27 protein-coding genes and 2 pseudogenes are annotated in these 21225 nt (G+C 64.2%); 10 read left to right on the plus strand and 19 right to left on the minus strand.

Annotated elements, in window-relative coordinates; translation table 11 throughout:
• Nucleotides 1–83 precede the first annotated feature (83 nt).
• Genes B0T44_RS21255 through B0T44_RS21265 form a run of 3 tightly spaced genes read left to right on the plus strand, consistent with a single transcriptional unit; the run spans nt 84 to nt 1520 of the window.
• A complete protein-coding gene (locus B0T44_RS21255; RefSeq protein ID WP_077120811.1) occupies nt 84–452 on the plus strand; it encodes an ArsR/SmtB family transcription factor in 369 nt (122 codons plus the stop codon).
• The gene (locus B0T44_RS21260; RefSeq protein ID WP_077120809.1) at nt 449–937 is read left to right on the plus strand and encodes an SRPBCC family protein; all 489 of its coding nucleotides are present in this window, start codon (nt 449–451) and stop codon (nt 935–937) included. Before B0T44_RS21255 ends, B0T44_RS21260 begins: the two co-directional genes overlap by 4 nt.
• 1 nt (nt 938) lies before the next feature.
• Nucleotides 939–1520, plus strand: a complete 582-nt coding sequence (locus tag B0T44_RS21265; protein WP_077120807.1) for a maleylpyruvate isomerase family mycothiol-dependent enzyme — start codon at nt 939–941, stop codon at nt 1518–1520.
• A gap of 22 nt (nt 1521–1542) precedes the next feature.
• On the opposite strand, the gene B0T44_RS21270 is transcribed toward B0T44_RS21265, so the two are convergent.
• From B0T44_RS21270 to B0T44_RS21285, 4 genes are read right to left on the minus strand one after another with little or no spacing between them, the layout of a single operon-like run.
• On the minus strand, nt 1543–2418 hold the full coding sequence (locus B0T44_RS21270) for an SDR family oxidoreductase (protein WP_077120805.1): 876 nt from the start codon (nt 2416–2418) through the stop codon (nt 1543–1545).
• On the minus strand, nt 2418–3881 hold the full coding sequence (locus tag B0T44_RS21275) for a flavin-containing monooxygenase (protein ID WP_077120803.1): 1464 nt from the start codon (nt 3879–3881) through the stop codon (nt 2418–2420). Before B0T44_RS21275 ends, B0T44_RS21270 begins: the two co-directional genes overlap by 1 nt.
• 35 nt (nt 3882–3916) lie before the next feature.
• Nucleotides 3917–4954: a PDR/VanB family oxidoreductase gene (locus tag B0T44_RS21280; RefSeq protein WP_077120801.1), complete on the minus strand. Its 1038-nt coding sequence runs from the start codon at nt 4952–4954 to the stop codon at nt 3917–3919.
• Complete coding sequence (locus B0T44_RS21285; protein WP_077120799.1) at nt 4954–5856, minus strand: metal-dependent hydrolase; 903 nt, start codon at nt 5854–5856, stop codon at nt 4954–4956. The genes B0T44_RS21280 and B0T44_RS21285 overlap by 1 nt, the downstream gene beginning before the upstream one ends.
• Nucleotides 5857–5949: 93 nt before the next feature.
• Here B0T44_RS21285 and B0T44_RS21290 point away from each other — a divergent pair, with 93 nt between their 5' ends.
• Complete coding sequence (locus B0T44_RS21290; RefSeq protein WP_077120797.1) at nt 5950–6555, plus strand: TetR/AcrR family transcriptional regulator; 606 nt, start codon at nt 5950–5952, stop codon at nt 6553–6555.
• A gap of 41 nt (nt 6556–6596) precedes the next feature.
• Here B0T44_RS21290 and B0T44_RS21295 read toward each other — a convergent pair whose 3' ends face one another.
• Both B0T44_RS21295 and B0T44_RS21300 read right to left on the minus strand, forming a co-directional pair.
• Nucleotides 6597–7262 carry an NAD(P)-dependent oxidoreductase gene (locus B0T44_RS21295; RefSeq protein ID WP_077120795.1) on the minus strand — a complete coding sequence of 222 codons (666 nt, stop codon included), beginning with the start codon at nt 7260–7262 and terminating at the stop codon, nt 6597–6599.
• A complete protein-coding gene (locus B0T44_RS21300) occupies nt 7259–8191 on the minus strand; it encodes an EamA family transporter (RefSeq protein ID WP_081512475.1) in 933 nt (310 codons plus the stop codon). The genes B0T44_RS21295 and B0T44_RS21300 overlap by 4 nt, the downstream gene beginning before the upstream one ends.
• 79 nt (nt 8192–8270) lie before the next feature.
• Here B0T44_RS21300 and B0T44_RS21305 point away from each other — a divergent pair, with 79 nt between their 5' ends.
• Nucleotides 8271–9167 (plus strand): LysR family transcriptional regulator, encoded by an 897-nt coding sequence (locus B0T44_RS21305; protein ID WP_077120792.1) that lies wholly within the window; start codon nt 8271–8273, stop codon nt 9165–9167.
• A gap of 235 nt (nt 9168–9402) precedes the next feature.
• Here the strand turns inward: B0T44_RS21305 and B0T44_RS21310 are convergent, their stop codons facing one another.
• From B0T44_RS21310 to B0T44_RS21320, 5 genes are all read right to left on the minus strand, one after another.
• Entirely contained in the window at nt 9403–11127 is a 1725-nt protein-coding gene (locus tag B0T44_RS21310; RefSeq protein ID WP_077120790.1) for a DUF3556 domain-containing protein, read from the minus strand.
• A gap of 146 nt (nt 11128–11273) precedes the next feature.
• Complete coding sequence (locus tag B0T44_RS21315; protein WP_077120788.1) at nt 11274–11690, minus strand: hypothetical protein; 417 nt, start codon at nt 11688–11690, stop codon at nt 11274–11276.
• Nucleotides 11687–11821: a hypothetical protein gene (locus B0T44_RS28225; RefSeq protein ID WP_254893701.1), complete on the minus strand. Its 135-nt coding sequence runs from the start codon at nt 11819–11821 to the stop codon at nt 11687–11689. Before B0T44_RS28225 ends, B0T44_RS21315 begins: the two co-directional genes overlap by 4 nt.
• Entirely contained in the window at nt 11821–11994 is a 174-nt protein-coding gene (locus B0T44_RS27300) for a hypothetical protein (RefSeq protein WP_175648127.1), read from the minus strand. The genes B0T44_RS28225 and B0T44_RS27300 overlap by 1 nt, the downstream gene beginning before the upstream one ends.
• Nucleotides 11991–12248, minus strand: a complete 258-nt coding sequence (locus B0T44_RS21320) for a hypothetical protein (RefSeq protein WP_077120785.1) — start codon at nt 12246–12248, stop codon at nt 11991–11993. The genes B0T44_RS27300 and B0T44_RS21320 overlap by 4 nt, the downstream gene beginning before the upstream one ends.
• 163 nt (nt 12249–12411) lie before the next feature.
• Between B0T44_RS21320 and B0T44_RS21325 the strand changes: the two genes are divergently transcribed.
• Nucleotides 12412–13620 (plus strand): helix-turn-helix domain-containing protein, encoded by a 1209-nt coding sequence (locus B0T44_RS21325; protein WP_077120872.1) that lies wholly within the window; start codon nt 12412–12414, stop codon nt 13618–13620.
• A 3-nt stretch (nt 13621–13623) separates the two neighbouring features.
• Here B0T44_RS21325 and B0T44_RS21330 read toward each other — a convergent pair whose 3' ends face one another.
• Complete coding sequence (locus tag B0T44_RS21330) at nt 13624–13938, minus strand: putative quinol monooxygenase (protein ID WP_077120783.1); 315 nt, start codon at nt 13936–13938, stop codon at nt 13624–13626.
• 146 nt (nt 13939–14084) lie between these two features.
• Here B0T44_RS21330 and B0T44_RS21335 point away from each other — a divergent pair, with 146 nt between their 5' ends.
• A complete protein-coding gene (locus B0T44_RS21335; RefSeq protein WP_077120781.1) occupies nt 14085–14729 on the plus strand; it encodes a hypothetical protein in 645 nt (214 codons plus the stop codon).
• Nucleotides 14730–14827: 98 nt separating this feature from the next.
• Here the strand turns inward: B0T44_RS21335 and B0T44_RS21340 are convergent, their stop codons facing one another.
• The 4 genes from B0T44_RS21340 to B0T44_RS28615 form a co-directional block, all read right to left on the minus strand.
• Entirely contained in the window at nt 14828–15637 is an 810-nt protein-coding gene (locus B0T44_RS21340) for a PP2C family serine/threonine-protein phosphatase (RefSeq protein ID WP_077120870.1), read from the minus strand.
• A 337-nt stretch (nt 15638–15974) separates the two neighbouring features.
• On the minus strand, nt 15975–16346 hold the full coding sequence (locus B0T44_RS27305) for a DUF4288 domain-containing protein (RefSeq protein ID WP_077120779.1): 372 nt from the start codon (nt 16344–16346) through the stop codon (nt 15975–15977).
• A 300-nt stretch (nt 16347–16646) separates the two neighbouring features.
• Nucleotides 16647–17003, minus strand: coding sequence for a hypothetical protein (locus B0T44_RS21350; RefSeq protein ID WP_139347980.1), 357 nt, complete (start codon nt 17001–17003; stop codon nt 16647–16649).
• 10 nt (nt 17004–17013) lie between these two features.
• Complete coding sequence (locus tag B0T44_RS28615) at nt 17014–17253, minus strand: CdiA C-terminal domain-containing protein (RefSeq protein ID WP_367947004.1); 240 nt, start codon at nt 17251–17253, stop codon at nt 17014–17016.
• A gap of 74 nt (nt 17254–17327) precedes the next feature.
• On the opposite strand from B0T44_RS28615, the pseudogene B0T44_RS28230 reads away from it, so the two are divergent.
• The 3 genes and pseudogenes from B0T44_RS28230 to B0T44_RS21365 form a co-directional block, all read left to right on the plus strand.
• Nucleotides 17328–17393 (plus strand): annotated as a pseudogene (locus tag B0T44_RS28230) (hypothetical protein); the annotation flags it as partial.
• A 223-nt stretch (nt 17394–17616) separates the two neighbouring features.
• Nucleotides 17617–18867, plus strand: coding sequence for an ABC transporter substrate-binding protein (locus tag B0T44_RS21360; RefSeq protein ID WP_217697553.1), 1251 nt, complete (start codon nt 17617–17619; stop codon nt 18865–18867).
• 43 nt (nt 18868–18910) lie between these two features.
• Nucleotides 18911–19663, plus strand: a complete 753-nt coding sequence (locus tag B0T44_RS21365) for a hypothetical protein (RefSeq protein WP_077120771.1) — start codon at nt 18911–18913, stop codon at nt 19661–19663.
• Between the two features lie 49 nt (nt 19664–19712).
• Here the strand turns inward: B0T44_RS21365 and B0T44_RS21370 are convergent, their stop codons facing one another.
• The 3 genes and pseudogenes from B0T44_RS21370 to B0T44_RS21380 form a co-directional block, all read right to left on the minus strand.
• Nucleotides 19713–20285, minus strand: coding sequence for a PIN domain-containing protein (locus B0T44_RS21370; protein ID WP_077120769.1), 573 nt, complete (start codon nt 20283–20285; stop codon nt 19713–19715).
• 12 nt (nt 20286–20297) lie between these two features.
• Entirely contained in the window at nt 20298–20828 is a 531-nt protein-coding gene (locus B0T44_RS21375; RefSeq protein WP_077120767.1) for a helix-turn-helix domain-containing protein, read from the minus strand.
• Nucleotides 20829–21001: 173 nt separating this feature from the next.
• Nucleotides 21002–21225: pseudogene (locus B0T44_RS21380) on the minus strand (NUDIX hydrolase); the annotation flags it as partial.

The raw sequence follows: 21225 nt of genomic DNA on the forward strand, positions 1-21225 counted from the left end.
ACCCATTCGAGCTAAACCATATGGTTGACAAATAATTGGGCAGCGACCTAGTCTTTATTCAACCCAGTAGTTGAGGAAGTTCAGTGGACGAGAACTCAGAACAGCTCAACCGCGTATTCGCGGCACTGGCAGATCCGACTCGGCGAAATCTGGTGTCCCAGCTGGCCCACGCCGACGCAACCGTCGGTGAGCTGGCCAAACCGTACGACATGAGCCTCCAGGCGGTCTCCAAGCACATCAAGGTGCTCGAGGAGGCGGGACTGGTGACGCGGAGCAAAGACGCCCAGCGTCGGCCCGTCCATCTGGACGCGGAAGTGTTCGACCTGATGACGAAGTGGATCGAGCGCTACCGCCGGAAGGCGCAGGAACGCTACCAGCGGCTCGACGCCCTGCTGGACCGTATGACCGACGACAACGAATCGACACCCGAACGCGCGAAGGACGCATCATGACCACAACCCGGCACGACACCGAGATCATCGCGGACGAGAAGGTCCCGACGATCCGGATCATCCGCGAATTCAACGCCGCCCCCGAGCAGGTGTTCCGCGCCCATGTCGACCCCGAGCTCTATGCCCAGTGGATCGGCCCGCGCGCGATCAGCACGCGGATCACCCGATGGGAGCCGCACACCGGCGGCGCGTGGGCCTTCGCCAACGACCAGGACGGCACGGAAATCGCCTCCTTCTACGGCAGCTTCCATGAAGTGCGACCGAACGAACGCATCGTGTGGACCTTCACCTACGACGGCGAGCCCGACGGGGTCGCCCTGGAGACACTGACGTTCACCGAGCTCGCGCCGGGGCAGACCCGGCTGGAAACGCTCAGCGTGGTCGCGGACTTCGCAACCCGAGACGGCATGCTGGCCAGCGGGATGAGCACCGGAGTCGAGGAAGGCTACGACAAGCTCGACGAACTGCTCGCGAAAGGAGCCTGAGATGATCTCGGCGACTCCGGTCCCAGCGGTGCAGCACGCCCGTGATGCCGCTCGGTTCACCGCGCTGGTCGAATCAGCGCCCGCCGAGGGCTGGTCGCGGCCCAGTCCTGTCGTGGAATGGACCGCGCTCGATATCGTGAAGCATCTGATCGAGTGGTCGCGCGGTTTCCTCCACGGCGCGGGGATAGCGTTGCCTGCGCTGGACGTCGCGACCGACCCCGTATCGGCCTGGAAGCAGCACGTCACCGACATCCAAGCCATTCTCGACGAGCCCGCGGAGCGGGTGCTGAGCAATCCGCATATCGGCGACAAGCCGGTGGACGTGGCGCTCGACGAGTTCTACACCCCGGATATCTGGATGCATACCTGGGACCTGGCCAAAGCGTTCGGCCGCGAACCCGATCTGGATGAACAACGGTGCGCCGACGCCCTGGCCGGCATGGCGCCCATGGAACAGATGCTGCGGGACAGCGGACAGTTCGGCCCGGCCGTGCCCGTCGCCGAGGACGCGTCAGCGCAGGACAAACTGATGGCATTCCTCGGTCGCGATCCAGCCTGGCATTCACCCGATCCCGAACGCTGAGGCACCTGCGTCCGCCGCGTTGCTACCCCCGCTGTTCCAGCTGCCGGATCAGTCGGTGCAGACCGGTGTCGTTGGCCAATCTGCTGTCCAGCACCACGTTCACCACCCCGCGTAGCAGCGCGTAGGGCTCCCATCCGCCGGGCGCGATGGTGCGCGCGGCCCGGCGGGCGATCCCGTCGGCGATGGTGCGTGCCGCCTCCTCGGGGGTGATGCGGATGTTCAGCGGCCACGGCAGGTAGCCGTCGAGTTCCTGTCCGAGTTCGTCCTCGTCGAGCATATTGCGGGTCATCTGGGTCTGTACCACGCCGAAATAGGCGACGCCTGCGCTGGCACCGACCGCGGCGAGTTCTACACGCAGCGCGCGGCCGAGCTGCTCGACCCCCGCCTTGCTCACCATGTACGGCGAACCGCCCATACCGGGTGCAAACGCGGCACACGACGACACCACGACCACATGTCCGCGCGCCGCCACCACATAGTCCAGTGCTGGCCGCACCGTGTTGAACACCCCGTTGAGGTTGATCGCCATCACCCGGTCGAACTCGTCCGGGTCCATGGTCCGCAGTGTCGCAGGTCGCGGCGTCACCCCGGCGTTGGCCACCACCACATCCAACCTGCCGAACCGCCGCACCGTTTCCTCGACCGCCCGCTGCATATCTGCTCGATCGGCGACATCGGCGGCGATCGAATAAGCGCGCTCCCCCAGCGCGGACGCCGCCCGCCCCGCCATCGCCGCATCGACGTCCACCAGCGCCACGGATGCGCCGCGGCGATACAGGATATCGGCAACCTTGCGGCCGATGCCCTGCCCGGCGCCCGTGATCAGCGCGGTTTTCCCCCGGACATCGTAGGACGGGCCCGCGAGAAGGTTGAGCGGGTTGAACCAGCCGATATCCATCAAGCGGTCACCTCATAGGCTTCGTGGTCGAATCGGGCAGTGCGGCGGCGGTATTCGAAGCTCCAGCTGGGGTAGAGCCCGGCATTGCTCTTCCCGTCGGGGGTCGTGTAGTACGTGTGGCAGCCGCCGGTGAGCCAGACGGTGTCCCTACTGCGCTCGGCCATTTCGTCGACGAACGCAGCCTGCACTTCGGGTTTGACCTCCACCCGTTGGGCACCCTCGGCACGCATCTTCCGCATCGCATCGACGATATAGGTGATCTGCGATTCGATCATGTAGATCGCTGATTGGTTACCGGCGGCCCCGAACGGGCCGAGGGTGACGAAGAAGTTAGGGAAACCCGCCATCGCGGTGCCCAGATACGACCGGGGCTGCTCCCGGTACTGCGCGGCGATCGACACCCCATCGCGGCCGATGATGCGGTCGAACGCGGCCGGGATCGGTTCGAAACCGGTGCCGAAGATGATGGTGTCGACCGGGATCTCGTCGCCGGCGCGGGTGCGGATCGAATGCGGCCGCACTTCGGCGATCCCGTCGGTCACCACATCGACGTTGGGCTGGTCGAGCGCGGGTAGGTAGGCGTCGGAGAAGATGGCGCGTTTGCAGCCGATCACGTAATCGGGGGTGACTTTCTTGCGCAGTTCGGGATCGCGGATCTGGCGGCGCAGTTGCCACCTGCCGAGCAGCTCGTAAGGGTGGCGGAACCGGTTGTCGACGAAACCGACCAGCCCGAAACCTTCCAGCAGGGTGTACCAGGTGCCGCGGACCGCTTTGCCCGCCATCGGCAGGTTGCGCAGCAGCAGCCGCTCCACACCGCTGGTTTTGCGGTCCATTCGCGGCACGATCCACGGGGCGGACCGCTGGAACACGGTCAGCCTGGCCACTGCCGGCTGGATCTCCGGTACGAACTGCACGGCCGATGCCCCGGTGCCGATCACCGCGACCCGCTCGCCGGTGAGGTCGTGCTCATGATCCCAGTGCAGGGAGTGAAACGTTGTGCCCGCGAAGGTGTCCAACCCGGGCAGCGAGGGGTATTTGGCCTCGGCGAACACACCGGTCGCCGAGATCAGGAAGTCGGCGGTGAGCTTGCCGCGGGCGGTTTCGAGCTGCCATCGGTTGTTGTCGGTGTCCCAGCGGGCGTCCAACAGTTCGTCGCGGTAGCGGATATGGCGCACCACCCCGTGTTCGGCCGCTACCCGGCGCAGGTAGGCGAGGATTTCGCGCTGTTTGCCGTACATGCGCGACCAGTTCGGGTTCGGCGCGAACGAGTAGCTGTACAGGTGGGAGGGAACATCGCAGGCGCACCCGGGGTAGGTGTTGGCCTGCCAGGTGCCGCCCAGGTCGTCTGCACGTTCGAGGATCACCAGGTCACCGAAACCGGCTTCGCGCAGTTTGATCGCCAAGCCGATACCGCCGAAACCGGCCCCAACGATCACGATATTGCGGTGTTCGATCGTGGACATCGTGGTCTTCCCAGCCTTTCGCCGAGCTAGATGGGCTACAGGTCGAGCACAAGCGAATCGCGGGCTGCCCGAGAGACACAGGTGAGCATGTGGGTGCCGCGTTCGGATGCGGGCAGGATGCGGTCGCGGTGGTCCACCTCGCCCGCTCGCACCGCCACCTTGCAGCTGCCGCAGAACCCTTGCCTGCAGGAGTAGACGACGCCGGGCAGAGCGCGGCGGATCGCGGTGAGCGCGGTCTCCTGTGCGCCCACGCGGATGGTGCGGCCGCTGCGGGCCAGCGTGATATCGAACTCGCGGCCGTCGACCACGGGGCGGGCCGAGAAACGTTCGATGTGCAGCGAACCGGTCGGGTTGAGGTGGAACATGCTGCGCGCCGCGGCGTCCAGCATCGGCGGTGGACCGCAGACATACACCGCGGCGCCGGGTGCGGCGCGGGCGATCAGCGCGGGCACATCGGGTGTGCCGAATTCGTCGTCGGGCCGGATATCGGCGTCGGCGGGAAGCCGGTCGAGGAAGGGCATGGTGTCCCTGGTACGCCCGGTGTACACGAGCAGGCCGCGGCTGCCCGCTGCCCGGACCATCGGCAGGATCGGTGTGATCCCGATACCGCCGGCGAGGAACAGATACGACGGCGCGTCGACGAAAGTGAAGGCGTTACGGGGCCCGCGGATACGGACCAGGTCGCCGGCACGTAACCGTTCGTGCACCTCGCGGGAACCACCGCCGCCGTCCGCGATGCGGCGCACCGCGATCCGATAGCTGAACCGGTCGGCCGGGTCGCCGCACAGCGAGTACTGGCGTTGCTTCCCGGAGGGCAGGAACACATCCAGATGCGATCCCGGCTTCCATGCGGGCAGTTCGCCACCGTCCGGCGCGGCGAGAGTCACCTCGACCACGTCGACTGCTTCCCGCTGTATTGCACGGACCACGAGTTCGCGTTCGAACCCGCTGCGACGTACCGGTTTCGGACGCGACAGCAACGCCGCGGCGGGGTTGGCCACGAAAAGCAGTTTGTAGGCGTCCATCACGGCGCCGATCGCGCGCAGACCGTACGGCGGCGTGGTCGTGCCCATCAAGAATCACCCGGCTCACCCGCGCGAGCGGCCGGGGAATGCGCCAGATAACGCAACGCCTTGTCCATCGACCCGAGCTGCGACGGATGGAACCCGGGACGCAGATAGCGCGGGATCTCGGTGGCGAAGATCGTGAATTTGGGGATCACTCCGCGTGCGGTCGCGCTGAGGAATTGCCACGGCCAGGATGGGCCCTTCTTCGGTGTCGGGTCCTTGGCGTACAGATAGGCCGACGAGAGCAGAAATGTGGCAAGCAACGCGGTGCTGGCCACCAGCGCCGTCCGCGCTTTACGCAGATAACCGCCGTCTACATGCATGTAGGCGTCGTAGACGACGCTGCGATGCTCGACTTCTTCGGCACCGTGCCAGCGGATCAGATCCAGCATCGTCGGGTCCATGCCGAGTTTTTCGTACCGGTCGTTGTCCAGCAGCCATTCGCCGATCACGGCGGTGTAATGCTCCATCCCGGCGAACAGGCCGAGCCGTTCCTTGAGCCATTCCTCTTTCGCACGACCGGTGAGCCCGTGGTCGCCGAGTACGCGGTCGACGAGCCAGCTGAACTTCTCGACCATCGAATCGACGTCCAGCCCGATGGATTGCAGATGTTTGCGCGCGCCCTCGTGGCTGTTGGCGTGCATTGCTTCCTGCCCGACGAAGCCGGCCACTTCTTCCCGCAGCCGTTCGTCGTCGATATAGGGCAGTGCTTCGCCGAGCGCCTGCGCCATTGCCCGTTCGCCTTCGGGAAGCACCAGGTGCATCACGTTGATGATGTGGGTGGCCAAGACCTCGCCCGGGATGTAGTGCATCGGCACGGACGAGAAGTCGAAATGCACATCGCGCGCGTTGATCGCATGCGATTCCTCGCGGTAGTCGCGCTCCGATGCGCGGGTCTGCTGCACCATTACCCGAATGTACAGCGCAACATTTTGTATTTCAATGTTGCAGCAGGTTGAGCGATAAACCCGCTGGCCCAGCGGCCTTGCTAGCGTTGGTCCATGTCCGCTGCGTTTCCGTCTTCACCGGGGCTTCACGACTCTGTCGAGGCCCGCATTCTGGACGCGGCGCTCGTCCGGTTCGGGGAGTTCGGCGTCAAGAAAACGACCATCGAAGACATCGCACGCCAGGCAGGGGTGGACCGGGTGACGGTCTACCGGCGAATCGGCTCCCGCGACGACGTCGTCCAAGCGGTGGCCAGCCGCGAAGTAGCGGCGGTGCTGACCGAACTCGACGCGATCTCCGCACGCCACACCGACCTGGGCGATCTGATGGCGGAATTCTTCGTCATGGTGATGACCCGCTGGCGCGAACACCCCCTGGCGAACCGGATGCTGGCCCTCGAACCCGACCGCATCCTCCCCAAAATCACCATCGAAGGCACCCCCGTCTTCGCCATGTCGGTCGCGGCCATCCACACCGCCCTGTGCCGCGCCGCCGACGCAGGCCTGCTCACCGAACCACCCGATCTGCTGAACCGCGCCGAAGTGGTGTGCCGCATCGTGCACTCGTTCGTCCTCGGCCCGCAGGGCATGATCCCCATCGACTCCGACGAAGACCTCGCCGATTTCGCCCGCACCTACCTGGTGCCGATCGTCACCGGTTGAACAGCACCGGCGTCGACCCGAGGCACGATGCACATCGGCCGTCAGTAAGCCACGGTCAACCGCGTTCCGACGCTTGGATTCTCGAGCTCGTCCAGCACCGCGACCGCGAAATCTTCGACACTGATGTGCGAACTGCCGTCCGAGGTGGTGAGCAAAGTGTCGGTGCCCCTGCGGTAAGTACCGGTGCGGGTGCCGGGTTCGAGGATCGCGGGCGGACTGAGGTAGGTCCAGTTGGTGGCCGGGTATTTCTCGCAGGTGCGCAACTGGGCGACACTCGCCTCGGCGACAGCCCGCCACTGCTCCGGCACATAGTCCGGATCGTCCACGACGAGGAGATTCGCATCTCCAGGTGAGCGCAGCGGCCCGGCCCCGCCGACGACCACTACGCGCGTACCGGATTCCACTGCCGTATCGAGCACCGTCGCGGTAACCTCCGGTAGGGCTTCTTCTCCCGGAATCGCCCGTACGCTCAGAACCACGGCATCGGATCCGGCGAGCAGTTCACGCACGGCGTTCCGGTCGCCCGCGTCGGCGGCCACTGCGGTAACCGCCCCCGGAGACGGTAGCGAAGTGTGACCGCGGAGAGACCCGCGAGCGCCGCAACTCGAACCCCGAGAGACCGCGGTAACCAGGTGGCCGCGCTGCGCGGCCTCACCGGTAACTCGCGAGCCGACCATGCCGGTTGCGCCGATAACAGTGATTCTCATGCCGAATGTCCTTTCGAAGAGATGCGGCCGGGCGTGATCTGCCCGGCCAGCAAAGCGGCCAGAGCCAAGACGAAACCGGCCATCTGGATGGGGTTGAAGAACTCGCCGAGCAGTACGACACCGAGCACGGCGGCGACCAGAGGCGACAGCAGTCCGAGCAGGGCGGTGGAGGTGACGGGCAGCGCGCCGATACCGCGGAACCACAGGGTGTAGGCGATGACGCCGCCCACCACGCCGAGCCACGCGTACCCCAGTACCGCTCGGGCATCGATTCCGGCGGGCACGCCCTCCACGAGCAGGGCGAGCGGCAGGAGGAAAAGGCCGCCCGCGATGAGTTGCCATCCGGCGACCGCCATCGGCCCCACACCGGAGGGCCGACCCCACCGTTTGGTGAGCGTCACCCCGAGAGCCATCGCGACCGCCCCCGCGAGGCCGGCCAGTACACCGGCCACATCGAATCCTGCGCCCGGCCCGATGACCACGAGCCCCACCCCGGCCACCCCGGCCACCGCCCACGACAGCCGCCATACCGTCGGCCGTTCCGACAACACCATGGCGGCGAGGGCCGCCACCACGATCGGCTGCGCGGCCCCCAGCGTCGCGGCCACCCCGCCGGGGAGGCGTTCGGCGGCGAAGAACAACAGCGGGAAGAACATTCCGATGTTCAGCACGCCGAGGATGCTCGCCTTCCACCACCAGGAGCCGCGCGGCAATGTCCGGGTGATCGCCAGCGCGAGCAGTCCGGCAGGCAGCGCACGCATCAGGGCTGCGAACATCGGGTGGCCGACGGGCAGCATCTCGGTGGTCACCACGTAGGTGGTACCCCAGACGGCGGGCGCGAGGGCGGTCGCGGCGATGATCGCAGCCCGTGACGGGAATGCGGTGCGGCCGAGCGTGTTCGGGAGAGGTGGGGCGGCTGTCGTAATCACCTCTGAAGTTTCACCGGATCAGCATTGATGAGTCCAACGCATACTTGTCATTCCATCGATCTCATTTCACGATTGTTCGATGGAGCTGCAACAGATGCGGTACGTCGTCGCGGTGGCGGAAACGAAGAATTTCACTCGTGCCGCCCAGCAATGTTTCGTCGTCCAGTCGGCGCTCAGTCACCAGATCGCCGCCCTGGAACGAGAGTTGGGCGTGCAACTGTTCGCCCGCACCAGCCGCCGCGTCCAGCTCACCGCCGCGGGCGAGGCGTTCCTGCCCGCCGCCCGCCAATGCCTGGAGGCCGCCGAACGGGCCGCAGCCGAAGCCGCCGCCGCTGCCGGACAGGTGCGCGGCCAATTGCGGATCGGCGTTATCCCGACCGCCGCCGCGCTGGACGTTCCCGCCGCCCTGCACCGCTTTCGCGAGCAACATCCCATGGTGCGGATCGCTTTGCGGGTCGGGACCAGTGACGAGCTCACCGCCCAGGTCCGCGCAGGCGACCTCGACGTCGCCTTCCTCGGCTTACCTGAATCCGATCACCCGCGTGGTGTTCACGCCCACGAACTCGGCCGCGACCGCCACGTCGCTGTCACCGCCGTCGACCACCCACTGGCCAGGCGAAAAAAGGTGAACCTGCGTCGACTGGCCGAGGAAACCTTTGTCGACTTCCCCGCCGACTCTCCCGGCCGCGCCCAAAGCGATCAAGCCTTCGCCGCCGCCGCCCTCACCCGCGATGTCGCCTTCGAGATAGCCACCGCCGACCTGATAGCCCGCATTGTCGCGCAAGGCCTCGCCATCGCCCTGCTGCCCTCCGCCGTCGCCTCCGGCCTGCCCGGTCTTGCGACGATCGCTGTCACCGACGGGCCCGGCCGCATCGAATGGCTCGTTTGGAGCACATTCAACCCCTCCCCCGCCACCAAGGCCTTCCTCGAAACGATCCGAACGTTTCAGCTGGCCATCCCTACTGGCGATGCTTGATTCCGGCACAACCAGCCCTTCGACGACGATTCGCTGCCGCGCTCGCCGACAACGAACGACAGCTCACCGATCGCCGACCTCGCCATGGCCGACCACTACCTCGCCGACCTCGAACAGCTGAAAATCATGACCGGCCCGCAAGCCCGTACCGAGGCCACGACCCGGTTGGCCACCGGAACCCCGCCAAGGCGATGCGGCAGCACCTTCGGTCGCGGGTTCGCCGCGAGTGATGCAGTCAGCCGCGAGACGGGTATACGGGTACGTCGTCGTCCCAAGGCTGGCGTGTCACCATATCGGCGACCCGGACCGTGCCGTTTTCGAATTCGCCGGTTGCAGCGTCGACGAGCCGGTAACGCTGGGTCTGCCTGTGGATCGGCTGTGCGTCGAGCAGCACCACCCGCACCTCACCGGGTTCGAATCCGCAGCGTTGCTGTAGCGCGGCGATCAACTGTTCGTTGTGCATATGGCCGTCGCCGAAGTTCCAGCCGATGGCGGTGGAGCAGATGCGTTCACCGTCGGTGATGGTGTAATCGTCTTCGTTCTGCCCGGCCATCGCGCGATGCGCCAGGGTGAACAGGGCTTTGCCGTGGGTGTTGAAGGCACGGAACGCGTATCCCAGATACAGCGGGATCTGCGCCGCCTCCTTACTGCCGAAACGTCGTTCCAGCTGGGCGGCAGGCATGCTCGCGATGGCGACGATGCCGTTGCTGATCTTCTCGGTCGCCGATGGCTTGATACACCACAGCGTGGTGTCCCAGTTGCCCGCGTAATACCGCATTCCGGGCAGGAACGAGATCTTGCGCGGGAACAAGTTACCGAGTGCCACGATGCTCGCGATCACTACGAACAGGATCACCACGGGCAGTGGGTTGTGCAGATCGGTGACCTGCACATCGGCGTGGGCGACGAACAGTGTCAGCAGCCCGAAGATCATGAAGACGTTCCACTCCAGCGGCACGCCCATCGGTATCGCGGTGAGGATCACCAGGTGGAAGCAGATCAGCACTATCGCGGCGATCGTGGTCGGCCACCCGCCGCCGCTGAAGAACAGCACCAGCGGCGCGCACATCTCCACCGCGGTGCCGCCATGGGCGAACAGTCGCGACAGCCGCCCCGGCCGCAAGTCGTCGGGGAAACGCTCGAAGAACATTCGCTTGATGGCCCGCGGCCGGATGACCGGGCTGTTGGACATCATCGTCGACACCACGAACGGGAAATGCTTGTTCAGCTTGGATACCGCCGCGCCCATCCAGATCACGACGAAGACCACTTTCGCGGCGACGATCATATCCACACCGGCGAACAGGAAGGTGACCGCCAAAGTGCCGTACACCTCACCGCGAGCGGCCAGGAAGATCACCTTGTCGCGCAGCCCCAGCACGGCCAGGATCACGAGTATCGCCACGATCTGCCATGTCGGTAGCACCCCGACAGTGGTGTCGAGCGCCGGGATCGGGCCGGTGCCGTCGGAGAACAACGCCACCACCAGCATGATCAGCAGCGCCGCGTACAGCAGTATCTCGACCGGTGTCCGAGTCGTGCCCGCGGTGAACGGCACCCGCCCTGGCCACGGCGGCAACCGGATGGTGCGCGGCCGCAGCCAGTACAGGATCGACCCCATCGGCGGAAAGTATCTGTTGTTCAGCGGCCCGAACCCGCAGCCGAGCCCGACTACCTCGAACAGCATCGTGAACAGCACGACCTTCTGGAACACGATCGGCTCGGACCACCACGACCCGACATCGGTGAACCCGTCGATACCCTCGGTCGCCAGCGCGAACAGCCACGCCCCCAGCACATAGAGCGCGATCTTGCCGACATAGAACAGATGCAGCACAACCGGCGTCCCGAACCCGACCTCGGCCCAGTGTCTGGCCATCGGGCGAATCTTCTCCGCTCTGCTGCCCTTGCTCCATTCCGCCATATCGAGCACCGGCATTTCGGCCCGGAGGAATCCCATACCCAGTCCGTTCTGTCTTCGACGCGTCGAGCAGCCCTTGCCCCTGGGTGAGGTGCCGCTCGACGGCAGCAATCCAGGGCCGATCATGACACGAGCAGCCAACAGAAGGAGCGGTTTTTAGAAACATGTTCTAGTTTCAGCGGCGGTCAGGCAGATGAGCCGGAGCCACCAGGAAGGGGCCGCACCCACCCAGGCTGGTCATCCACCCACACCGCAGGCATCGGCAACGTTTTGTCCTCGACCACACACTTCCACAGCAGCTCATACGAGAGCCCGTAATAGCGCCGCATCTGCGCCGTATCCCAATACGCGGTCGGCTCAGGACGCTCGACGGGGCAGCCTGACATCGTCCACATTTCCGCGCATTCCGCCGCCCACCCGCAGCGCCTCCGCTCGCCGAGCACCACGTCCGGGCCGGGTACCCAAATGGGACCGTCGATCCGCCACCGTGACAGGGAGACCGGAGCCACCCCGGCGATCGTCGCGAATGCGGTGACGCCGAGATATCTGGGTGCTGTGCTCATGCGGTCGGCGGTGGCGCGCAGGCGGGCTCGATCCCTCACTCCTCGACCTCGCCATCGATATAGCGGGGTTCGTCGTCGGGATCGAGAGGGTGACCGTCGGTGCCAACGGCATACCAGCTGCCGTCGTGATGCTGCACCATCCCTTGAAATTCAGGTTCGCGACTGGCCATCACATCACCGTCGCCGCATACGAAAGGCTGTGCAGGTAGCGCTCACACCCACCATGCCCGGCATGCGCAGCAAGCAGATACCGCGCCTCTTCGAGGCTTTCGGATCGGCCGTGATCACCGCATTTCTGCAGCCGCCACCGATTGATCTGCGCCGGTGTCGCGACCGCATTCATCGGACGAGCCCTTCTATGCGCCGGTCCGGTATGAAATGCCCGGCGTTGTAGAGGGTTCGAGCGGCGGCAAGTTTGCGGTCACAGCTGTTGAGGTTGCAGCGGCGGTGTAGCTGCATCACCGTATGCGCTTCGGTGAGCGTCATCGACTGGCTGTCGTCGTAGTCGGCTCGCGTGTAGGGCAGGGTGTAGATGGTGCCGACGAGAGCGATCGTGACAGTTGCCGCGACGGCGAAAAGAACCAGCAATTCGGGCATCTTGTTGCCTCACTGGATGTCGTTGTGTCGTTTGAAGTCCCCAGCGAGATGTCGGGGAGATTGTGCCGGGTGACCAAACTGTGCCCGAATTCAATCTGAGGAAGTACGAAGCTTTTTCGTACTCTCAGCACTCAGGGCAGCGTTAGATAGAGGGGTGACCGCAATGACCGAAGACCGTGGTGGCGTAGCGACGCGCGTTGCTCAAGCTCGGAAGCTGGCCGGACTCACCCAGCGACAACTCGCGACGAAGGCTAATGTATCGGTCGGTCTAGTCCGGTCGGTCGAGCAGCGCCGGGTCCCAGCCACGCCCGCGTTCCTCGGCGCCGTGTCCAAGGCGCTGCGCGTCAGTGTCTCCGATCTCACCGGGCAGCCGTACCCGCCTGCGCCGGGTCCCGATACTGAGGTGCACGCCGCGGTCGCTGCGCTTCGCACCGAACTGGCCGCCTACGACATCGACAACGCCAACGTTCTGGAGGTACGTCCTCTGCGACAGGTCGCGGCGGATGTCGAGAAGGTGTGCCTGTGGCGGCGTGCTGCCGCGTTCCACCGCCTCGCCGAGGAGCTGCCGACGCTACTCGGCGAAGTCCGCACTGCAGTGCACCGCAGCAATGGTCGCGACCAGGACCAGGCGCTGACGTTGCTGTGCGAGCTGTACTACTCATCGCACAGCCTCGCTCACAAGCTAGGCTACACAGATCTCGCCACGGTGGCTGTCGACCGGCTGGCGTGGGCAGCGAACAAGGCAAACGACCAGTTGTGGATCGCGGCCAGCCAGTTCCACCGCGCCGCTCTGCTGACTTCCGGCGGCGACTGGACAGCCGCCCTCAACTTCCTGGAACGTTGCCGCTCAGATATCGAACCGCGGCTCAGCATCGGTCGCCGCCACGACTTGATCTCCTGGGGTGGGCTGCATTTGCAATCCGGTCTGGCCGCCTCACGGTCCGGGAAGCAGGACCTTGCCGATGCTCACTTGGACGAAGCTCGCCAGACCGCAATCCGGCTTGGTGATGACCTCGACCCGATCCTGTCGTTCGGTCCCACGAACGTCGACATCTGGTCAGTGGCGCTCGCCGTCGAAGCGATGGACGGTACCGAAGCGCTCAACCGCGCGCGTTCATTGGTCATTCCCGCAGACGCGCCGAAAGAACGGGCCGGTCACCACTACATCGATCTGTCTCGCGCCTACCTGTTGCACGGCGACCGATGTCGTGCATTCAACGCATTGCAGACGGCAAAGAACGTCGCGCCGTCACAAACCAGGTACAACCCGATGGTTCATGAGACCGTGCGTGCCCTGGCACGAGCTGAGGCGCGGACGGTGGACACAGTGCATGGATTCGCTGTCTGGTGCGGAATCACCGACCGGCTCTGACCATTACTCGCCAGCGGGTAGCCCCTTCGCGGCCGCCAGGGTCAGGAACTCGACCCGGAAGTCGGCGACGTAATTGCTGCGCTGATCGAGGAACCGCCGGGTGTGCGGCTGCCGTTCGTGTTCCTCGAACGCATCTCGGTCGCGGTAGACTTCGTAGAACACCCGCGCCAGCGGCTCGCTCTCGACAGTATGTGTGCTGTAGACCAGTGTGCCGGGTTCGTGATCGATGATGCCCTGCACTGTCTCCTCCACAAGCTGGTCAAAAGCTGCGGCCTTATCAGCATCCTGCAGTTCGAATCTCACGACGAGTGCGTACACATACTCACTGTAGGCGCACCAGGCCCTCAGCTCAGCGTATTCGCATCACCGCTTCGACAGCATTGTCAGCAGGGCCACGCGGCCGGAGGTCTCGAAATATTACAAAATGAGCTGCTCTCCTCGCCCTAGTCGTGCATCGTATCCCTATGAAAGATGAGGGGGCGTCGAACCTTGACCATATCTACCCGGCGTTGGGCAGGCTCGTCGTCAACAGTGGCTTCATGGAGACGCACCTACGGTTGCTCGTGTCGTGGCTCGCAGATATCGATGACGCATCAATAATATTCGATGGTCAGTCCGTTGATTGGCTCACCCAGTCCGGCCAAGCCATACTGCGCGAGCTGAAACAAACCAAGGACTTCAGGCTCCAGGACTGTGAGCGTTTCGAAAATGCACTTGCGAGAGCGAAAAAGCTGAACGGTCAGCGCAACTTGTACGTGCATGGGCACTGGAGCGTGCACAATATGCTCGATGATTACACGCCCAGGCCTCGGACCAGCCCCGAAGACCACCGCATCTTTTACGTATGCCGCAGCCGCCTGCGCAGGGCGATCGAAGAATATGAGGTGGCAGTGGTTGATGTCGAAACGCTCGCCGACCAAATGTTGGAACTAGTACATGAGATCGATGAAGCAGTACATGAAGGCAATATTCTTCGCTGGGTGGTGTTGCAGCTCGACCCACCACCTACGTTCCCAGACGAACTGAATTCCGCAGCGCTCAACGCTCTGCGCCGGGTGATGCATAAAAGGGCAGTTCGCAAGGGACAGGATGTGCCACCTCCGAGCTGAAGATCGTACGATTTCTATGCACTCTGTGCCCGGCCCCAGCCGATGATGCCGCAGCCAGCCAGCTCAATCCCAGATGGCGAAATTCGGCAACAACTCTGTTAGGTGACGGGCTCGTGCCGAGGACGAACCACGACAATGGTTTTGTCGTCGTGACGCTTCGACCGTGGTAGTGCTTGTCCGTCCGGGTCGCTATTGGCCTCCCAGTCGGTGCAGAAGGCAAGAAGGGCTCGGAGCTCTTCGGCTGAGCAGTCGGCGATCCGCTGCCAAGGAATGCCTAGTGCGGTCAGGACCTCGAAAGCACCATCTGTTGCTGCGATCACCCAGGAGACAAACCGGAGGGGATAGCGCCGAGTGATCGCATGGGCGGCGGCGGAAGGCTCGGCCTCGGCGATCCAATATCCGCCAGGCTGGTTGCGATGCTGGCGTTCTCGACGCTGCAGGGCTTGAAGTAATTGGTGGTGTTGGTGGTCGAAACCAGCTCCGGCAGAGAGTCGCTGTCGGTATCGGTCGGCCTCCGGGATGCCGAGTTGGGCTAAGCGGTCGTCCACGATGACCTCTTCGGAGCCGTCGGCAAACCTGATGATGACGGCCGAGTCACCGAGTACCAGAATTTCGAGGAGTTGTTTGTTGAACCACACGATTACCACGGTGCTGGAGGGTGACTTGCCCGGCTCCAGCCCGAGCCGTATCGCTGTTGCCTGGATGGCCTCGGCCAGTACGACTGGAAGATCGGCACCATCAGTAAGACGTGTACTCAGCTGATTGCCGAGCACATCAACATAATCACCGGCCGGTTGGGTCCCTGGCTCGTAGGCGCTCGCGCCGTCAAGCAGTACCACGGCATTTTCAGTTGTGATGACGCGGTCCTCATCGGATTCCGCGGGCACTTGGGCTGCTGCGATCTCCATGATCACCTCGTGTTATGTAAGGACCAACCATCAGGTGACGAGCAGCAGCCCATACGGTTGAGTCGATCCCTGCTTGTAGGGTTCAATCGTGGCTCCACGATGGCGCTACCGGGCGAGATAGTGAGAACCTGGCCGCCGTGAGGTCGGCCAGCGGTTCGAGGTGTCGCTGAAGACATCCTGACTCCGCCCGCACAGTGGCGAGATTCGAGTCACTGCTGGTTACACCTCAGCAACAGTTCCCTCGGCACCGCGTGCGCCATTCACGTTCCGCCCGTTCTGCCGCTGTCACCGGAAGGATGTTCAGAACTGTCGTTGTCGGTGCCGCCGGCGGCCGCAACTAGGCCAAAGGTTCCTTGCCCCCAAGGAACATCTCGAACGACTTGTAGTCATCGATGCTGGCGAAATGCCGCGAGTACAGATCAACTGTGGTAGCCGAATCCAGTGGATCGATCACCTCGTTCACGTCGATCACGGCATAAAGTTTGACATAACTGCCGTCTTCGGACTCCGTCACCTCACGGTCGATATGCTCATTGGCCAGGCCCCTCGCCTGATCGGGATCTTCAGCCCAGACCAGTACGAAATCTTCGCGGTAGTACACACCCTGACCACCGACTTTCCCCATTTCATAGACGATTAGGGCGATGTGGGGTTTCCTACCCGCTGCGGGTCCGCCGATCGGTGAGTTGGTCACTTCTGAATCGTCCATCCGTGAGTATTTTTTAGCTTTCCTGACTTACGGGTCGTTAGACGCTTCACTCTTGATCGCAGCGAGAGTGCTGTTCAGCTACTGCGTCGGGAATTCAGCTTTCGCTGGACCATGTCGCATCTACCCAGAAAGACTGAGCTGTCTCCCCAAGAACAGAAATCTCCGGGACGCCCGGCGCCCCGACTTATGCTTGCAGGCCCCCAGGACCGATGGCGGACCCGACAAAGTTGCAGGCGATGACGCCAAGGCATGCGAGAGACAGCGGTAGGGTGTGGCGTGAACTGCAGGACCACGCCTTGCTCAACGCTCGGCCAGAAGCTGGCGGAAATCGTACACCAGCACTCCATTGTATCTACCCTCCCTGTGCAGGGCTTCGAACAATTTCCTGGCCGTCGACTCTTCGCGGCGCCTATCGGAGTCCAGGTCTCTGATGGTGACGACTATCGGATACTTCGAGAATGGAATCCTATAGTCATCGTCGTAATCGTGAGTTAGTTCGACATCGATAATGTAATTTCCGAGGTCGAACAGGTACCCGGTTCCTCCATTCCTTGAAATCGAGTCTTCGGCCCCTTTTCCGGTGATTCGTTGTATATCTTCGATCAGGTCCAACTCATTGTTGGATGGCTTGGTGAAGATCTCGTAGTGTGCGCTCAAGTCCAATTCCTCATGGCCAGACGATTTCCCAGCCATCGCCTACTATTCGAATCGATTTCATCTTATCCGGATTCGCCCCAAGGAACCGTCCAAGACCTCGTTGTGCTTCCTGTTGGGTCAGGCCGCTACCTCGCGCATCGAGTATCGCGCTATCAGCCTGACCCTTAGCGCTGTTCAACGCGTTCTTTACGCTGTTGTTGCTGGCGCCATCCCTGCACGCTGGAAGACGCGGAGCAACGAAACCGGACACTGCGCAGTGCTGTATCCGGTCATTGCCGAGGCGGCGCGCCGGGTGGGCGCGGCATCGACCTTGACCCGGTCGACGTGACCGACCCGAATGAAGCCCGATGGTTGCGCGCCTGCCTACCGCCGGACCAGCCGGAGCGAACGGCGGGGCTCGAAGCGGAGATGGCGATGGCGGTGGCGGCTTCTCCGCTGCTGGTCACAAGGCCGTTTACTGGCGTGGCTGGCAGGCGGATCACACCTCGAGAACAGCCCCTCGGTGCAGCGTGCGCAATGAGTTTGATCCTCCGCAACGAGGGAAGGTGGTCGGTGACCGAACACCGGGCGCAACAGTTGGCCGTGCACGACACTTTCACCGAAAGGGCATGTCGTGGAGGTAAGCAACCTGGGCCGGGGCGTCGGAGCAGACGGCCCCGCATTCGGGAATGTGGCAGCAGGTCACGAAGCCCTCACCATCGGCGTAGTAGTCGCTCGCACCGGCAGGTTGGCGAGTTTGGGCGATCCGGTGGACTTCGCCATGTCGTATCTGGCGCCGAGCTTGGAGGGCATCTCTATCCGGGGGCACCGGATACGGTTGGTGAGCCGGGACAGCACCTCAACTGCCGAGGGCGGCCGACGGGCCGTCGCGGAACTCGTCCGTGACGAGGGGGCGGTCGTTGTGCTCACCCTGGCGGGTACCCAGGTTCTGCCCGCTGTCGCCGACAGCTGCGAAGAGCTCGGCGTCACCTGTATCTCGAGCACTTTCCCCTGGCAGGTCTACTACTACGGGCGGGGCGCCACCGACAACCGGCCTTTCGAGCGGACCTTCCACTTCTGCTGGGGTTTGGACGATATCGCCGAGATCTTCGCTGATCTCTGGGAGCATACCTGCGGGACTTCCCACGTCGTGGGATGCTTGTGGAACGGTGGGCCGCAGGGAAATTGGTCTCGCGACGACCGGCGCGGCTTCGCTCCCGTAGCGCGGGACCGCGGCTACCGACTCGTCGACCCGGAGGGTTATCACGAGCCGGCCGCTACCCTCGACACTCACCTGAACGCTTTCCGCGAGGCCGACGCCGACATCGTTACCAGCGCCGCCACCGCCCGCGATCTCGGCCTGTTCCGGGCACGCGCCACCGAAGTGGGTTGGCGGCCCCGTCTGATCACGTGTTCCCGCTGGCTCGCCTACCCGCCCTGCGCAGCCGGCCCCGACGGTCCGCCCGCACAGGCGAACGTGGGCACGCTGGTCTACTGGTCGCCCGCCCACCCCTACTGGTCGTCGCTCGACGGCAGCACCGCCGCCGAATACGCCGAAGCCTACGAGCAGTGGAGCGGACGGCAATGGCTGCAACCCCTCGGTCTCGCGCACGCCTTGTTCGAGGTCACCGTCCACGCGCTGCGCACAGCGGACGACCCCGCCGATACCGCCTCGATCGCCGCCGCGATGAAGCGGACCAACGTACACACCCTCGCCGGGCGGCTGGACTGGACCAGCGGGCCGGTCCCCAACATCGCCACTGTGCCGCTGGCGGGCGGCCAGTGGCAGCCGGGCGTCCGCCACGACTACGAGCTCGCGGTGATCACTCCCGGCCGGGTCGACGGGTTGCGGCCTACCGCTGATCTGTCCCTCTCTACGGCATGACCGCAGGGCACGACTATCACTCCAGCCACTCAGGAGACAGACCATGAGCTACCGAGCCTTGGCGATAGCGGCACTTGCCGCCAGCGCATGCTGGGCCCTCACCCCACCTGCCGTGAGCGCGGCACCGTCCCCCGAACCGGCGCCACCCAGCGCAACGAGCGATACGACTCCCCCGCGCACCGCCATATCGGTGCGCACGCCGTTCGGCTTCCAGTGGGGAACGGCGAACGAATTTCAGACGCGCAGTGCACTGTCGATGGCCAAGCTCTACCTCGCCGACTACGCGCTGCGCCATGGCGACGGTTCGGCCGAGGACCACGCCTACGGCGAGCGGATGATCCGCTACTCCGACGACGCCGCCGCCGACGCGGTCGAAGCCAAGTACCCCGGGGCGATCGCGGCCGTCGCCGCCGAATACGGACTCGAAGAAACCCGACCGGGCACGAGCTGGAGCACCTCCACCACCAGCACCGCCGACCTAGCCGATTTCCTCGACACCAAACAGCGCACCGACCCCGGCTCACCGATCCTCGGCTGGATGGCCACCGCCGCACCCACCGCCGCCGACGGCACCGAGCAGAACTGGGGCACCGCCCTGCTGCCCGGTGTGCAGGGCACCAAATGGGGTTGGTCGGATATGGCGCCGCCCGAAGTCGCTTCGGCCTCGTTCGGCCCAGGCTTCTCCGTCGCCGCGCACACCCATGGCAGCCCGGCCGATCAGAACAACGACCTGTTCGGCGCAGTACCCACCGTCATTGCCGACCTGCTCGGAGTTCCGGTCGCCCCCTCCTCATAGGTGTAGTCGCCGTTCAACCAGCCTTTGTACCGCTGCTCCGCGACCACAGTTAGGCACCGCTTCGGAGCAGTTCGACTGCCTCGACCATCCCGTAACGGCTGACCAGAGTCTCCAGAACATGCTCGACGCTCTCGGGCGGATTGCGGCGGCGACCGGTGATGGCCTCGACAGCTTGGAGTGCAGTGCCGGGAGCGACAGCGACGGTATCAGCCGCGAACTGCGCAGGCCGCAGAATCTGAATGTGCTTCGGAACCTTGGATTGTGGGAAATGACGCACGTTGTCGGTGACGATAGCGCCGGCGCCGCCGACTACAGCGGCGGCGATCACATGTTCGTCGTCGGCGTCTGGAAGACCGAACGTGCCCTCGTGGGGTTCCCAGCCTTCCACGAGGGCACCATCGAAGGCCGAGCCCATCTGCTCGATGAGGCGGTGAGCACGCGTCTCGGCATTGCGTCGATCCTCACCTCGCGCGACTAGCTTGCGGGCTTCGTGAAACTCCAGCTCTTCGAGGATCGTGCTGGACCATAGCGGCCGGTACAAGCCTTCGACTGCTAGTGACAGCAGGAAATCGCGTTGCAGACTCGGCCACAGCACGCACGTATCCAGCACGACAGCGAACATGCCGGGATTGTTTCAGCCCTTGCTCTTTCGCCGTTCTGCGGCAGCACGGCGGGCCTCGCGAAGCTGCTGTTGGATCACTGACGGATCTTCCTCGGCGTCGAGATCGACCGAAGTCTCCGCCAGGAAAGCGTACTGCCGTTGCCTGCGAACTTCCCGATACTTCAGAACGTCATCGAGCAGCAGCCGGTGCCGGGTGCCGATGCGCTCCGCTGGCAGCTCGCCTTTCTCGATAAGCCGCTTCACCGTCGGCCGACTCACACCGAGTAGATCCGCAGCCTGTTGAGACGTCAACGTCATGCTCTGGGGCGCTACGGTAACTGCCTTGCCCGCTCGCATCGCGGCCACGATTTGTTTCAGTGCCTGGTGCACTTCCCGCGGGAGTTCGATCCGGTCGTGCTCGTCTACGCCGACCAGCGCGTAGTTGGGTTGCGCGCGAGTGCCTTGGCTCCGTTCGTGCGCATCGAGGAAGCTGAGGACGGTGGCGAGGCCCTCCTGCCCTTCGGCCGGGATATAGGTCCTCTCCTCGAGTACTTCTGCGGTCATGCGGCACCTCCTCACCTGAACGGACGGCAGCAGATTCGAACGTTCCGAAATACGTTTCGAAACGTTCGAATAGTGTCTCATGAGCGACTACTCATGTCGAGTCACGACTGGCCACACCTCGGCCACAAGACACTCCGGCAGCTCAGGCGGGGGTGAGCTTCGGACAGTAGTGCTCAGTGCTGGATCAGGCCGCCGACCGGCACAGGGGCGACGTGGCCGGTTACCGGAAGGGTTTGCGCCAGGGCGAAGCCGATGTCGACCAGCGATGACCGGTGCAGGGAAGCGACGTCGGGGATCGGAGTCCAGGTCGACTCGACGGTTTCGCCGTCCGGCTCGGGTCGGAGTTGGCCGCCGGTGATGCGGACCTGGTAGAAGATGCCGACGTTCTGGTGTTCGG

This window comes from Nocardia donostiensis, assembly GCF_002081715.1.
GTDB classification, from domain to species: Bacteria; Actinomycetota; Actinomycetes; order Mycobacteriales; family Mycobacteriaceae; genus Nocardia; species Nocardia donostiensis.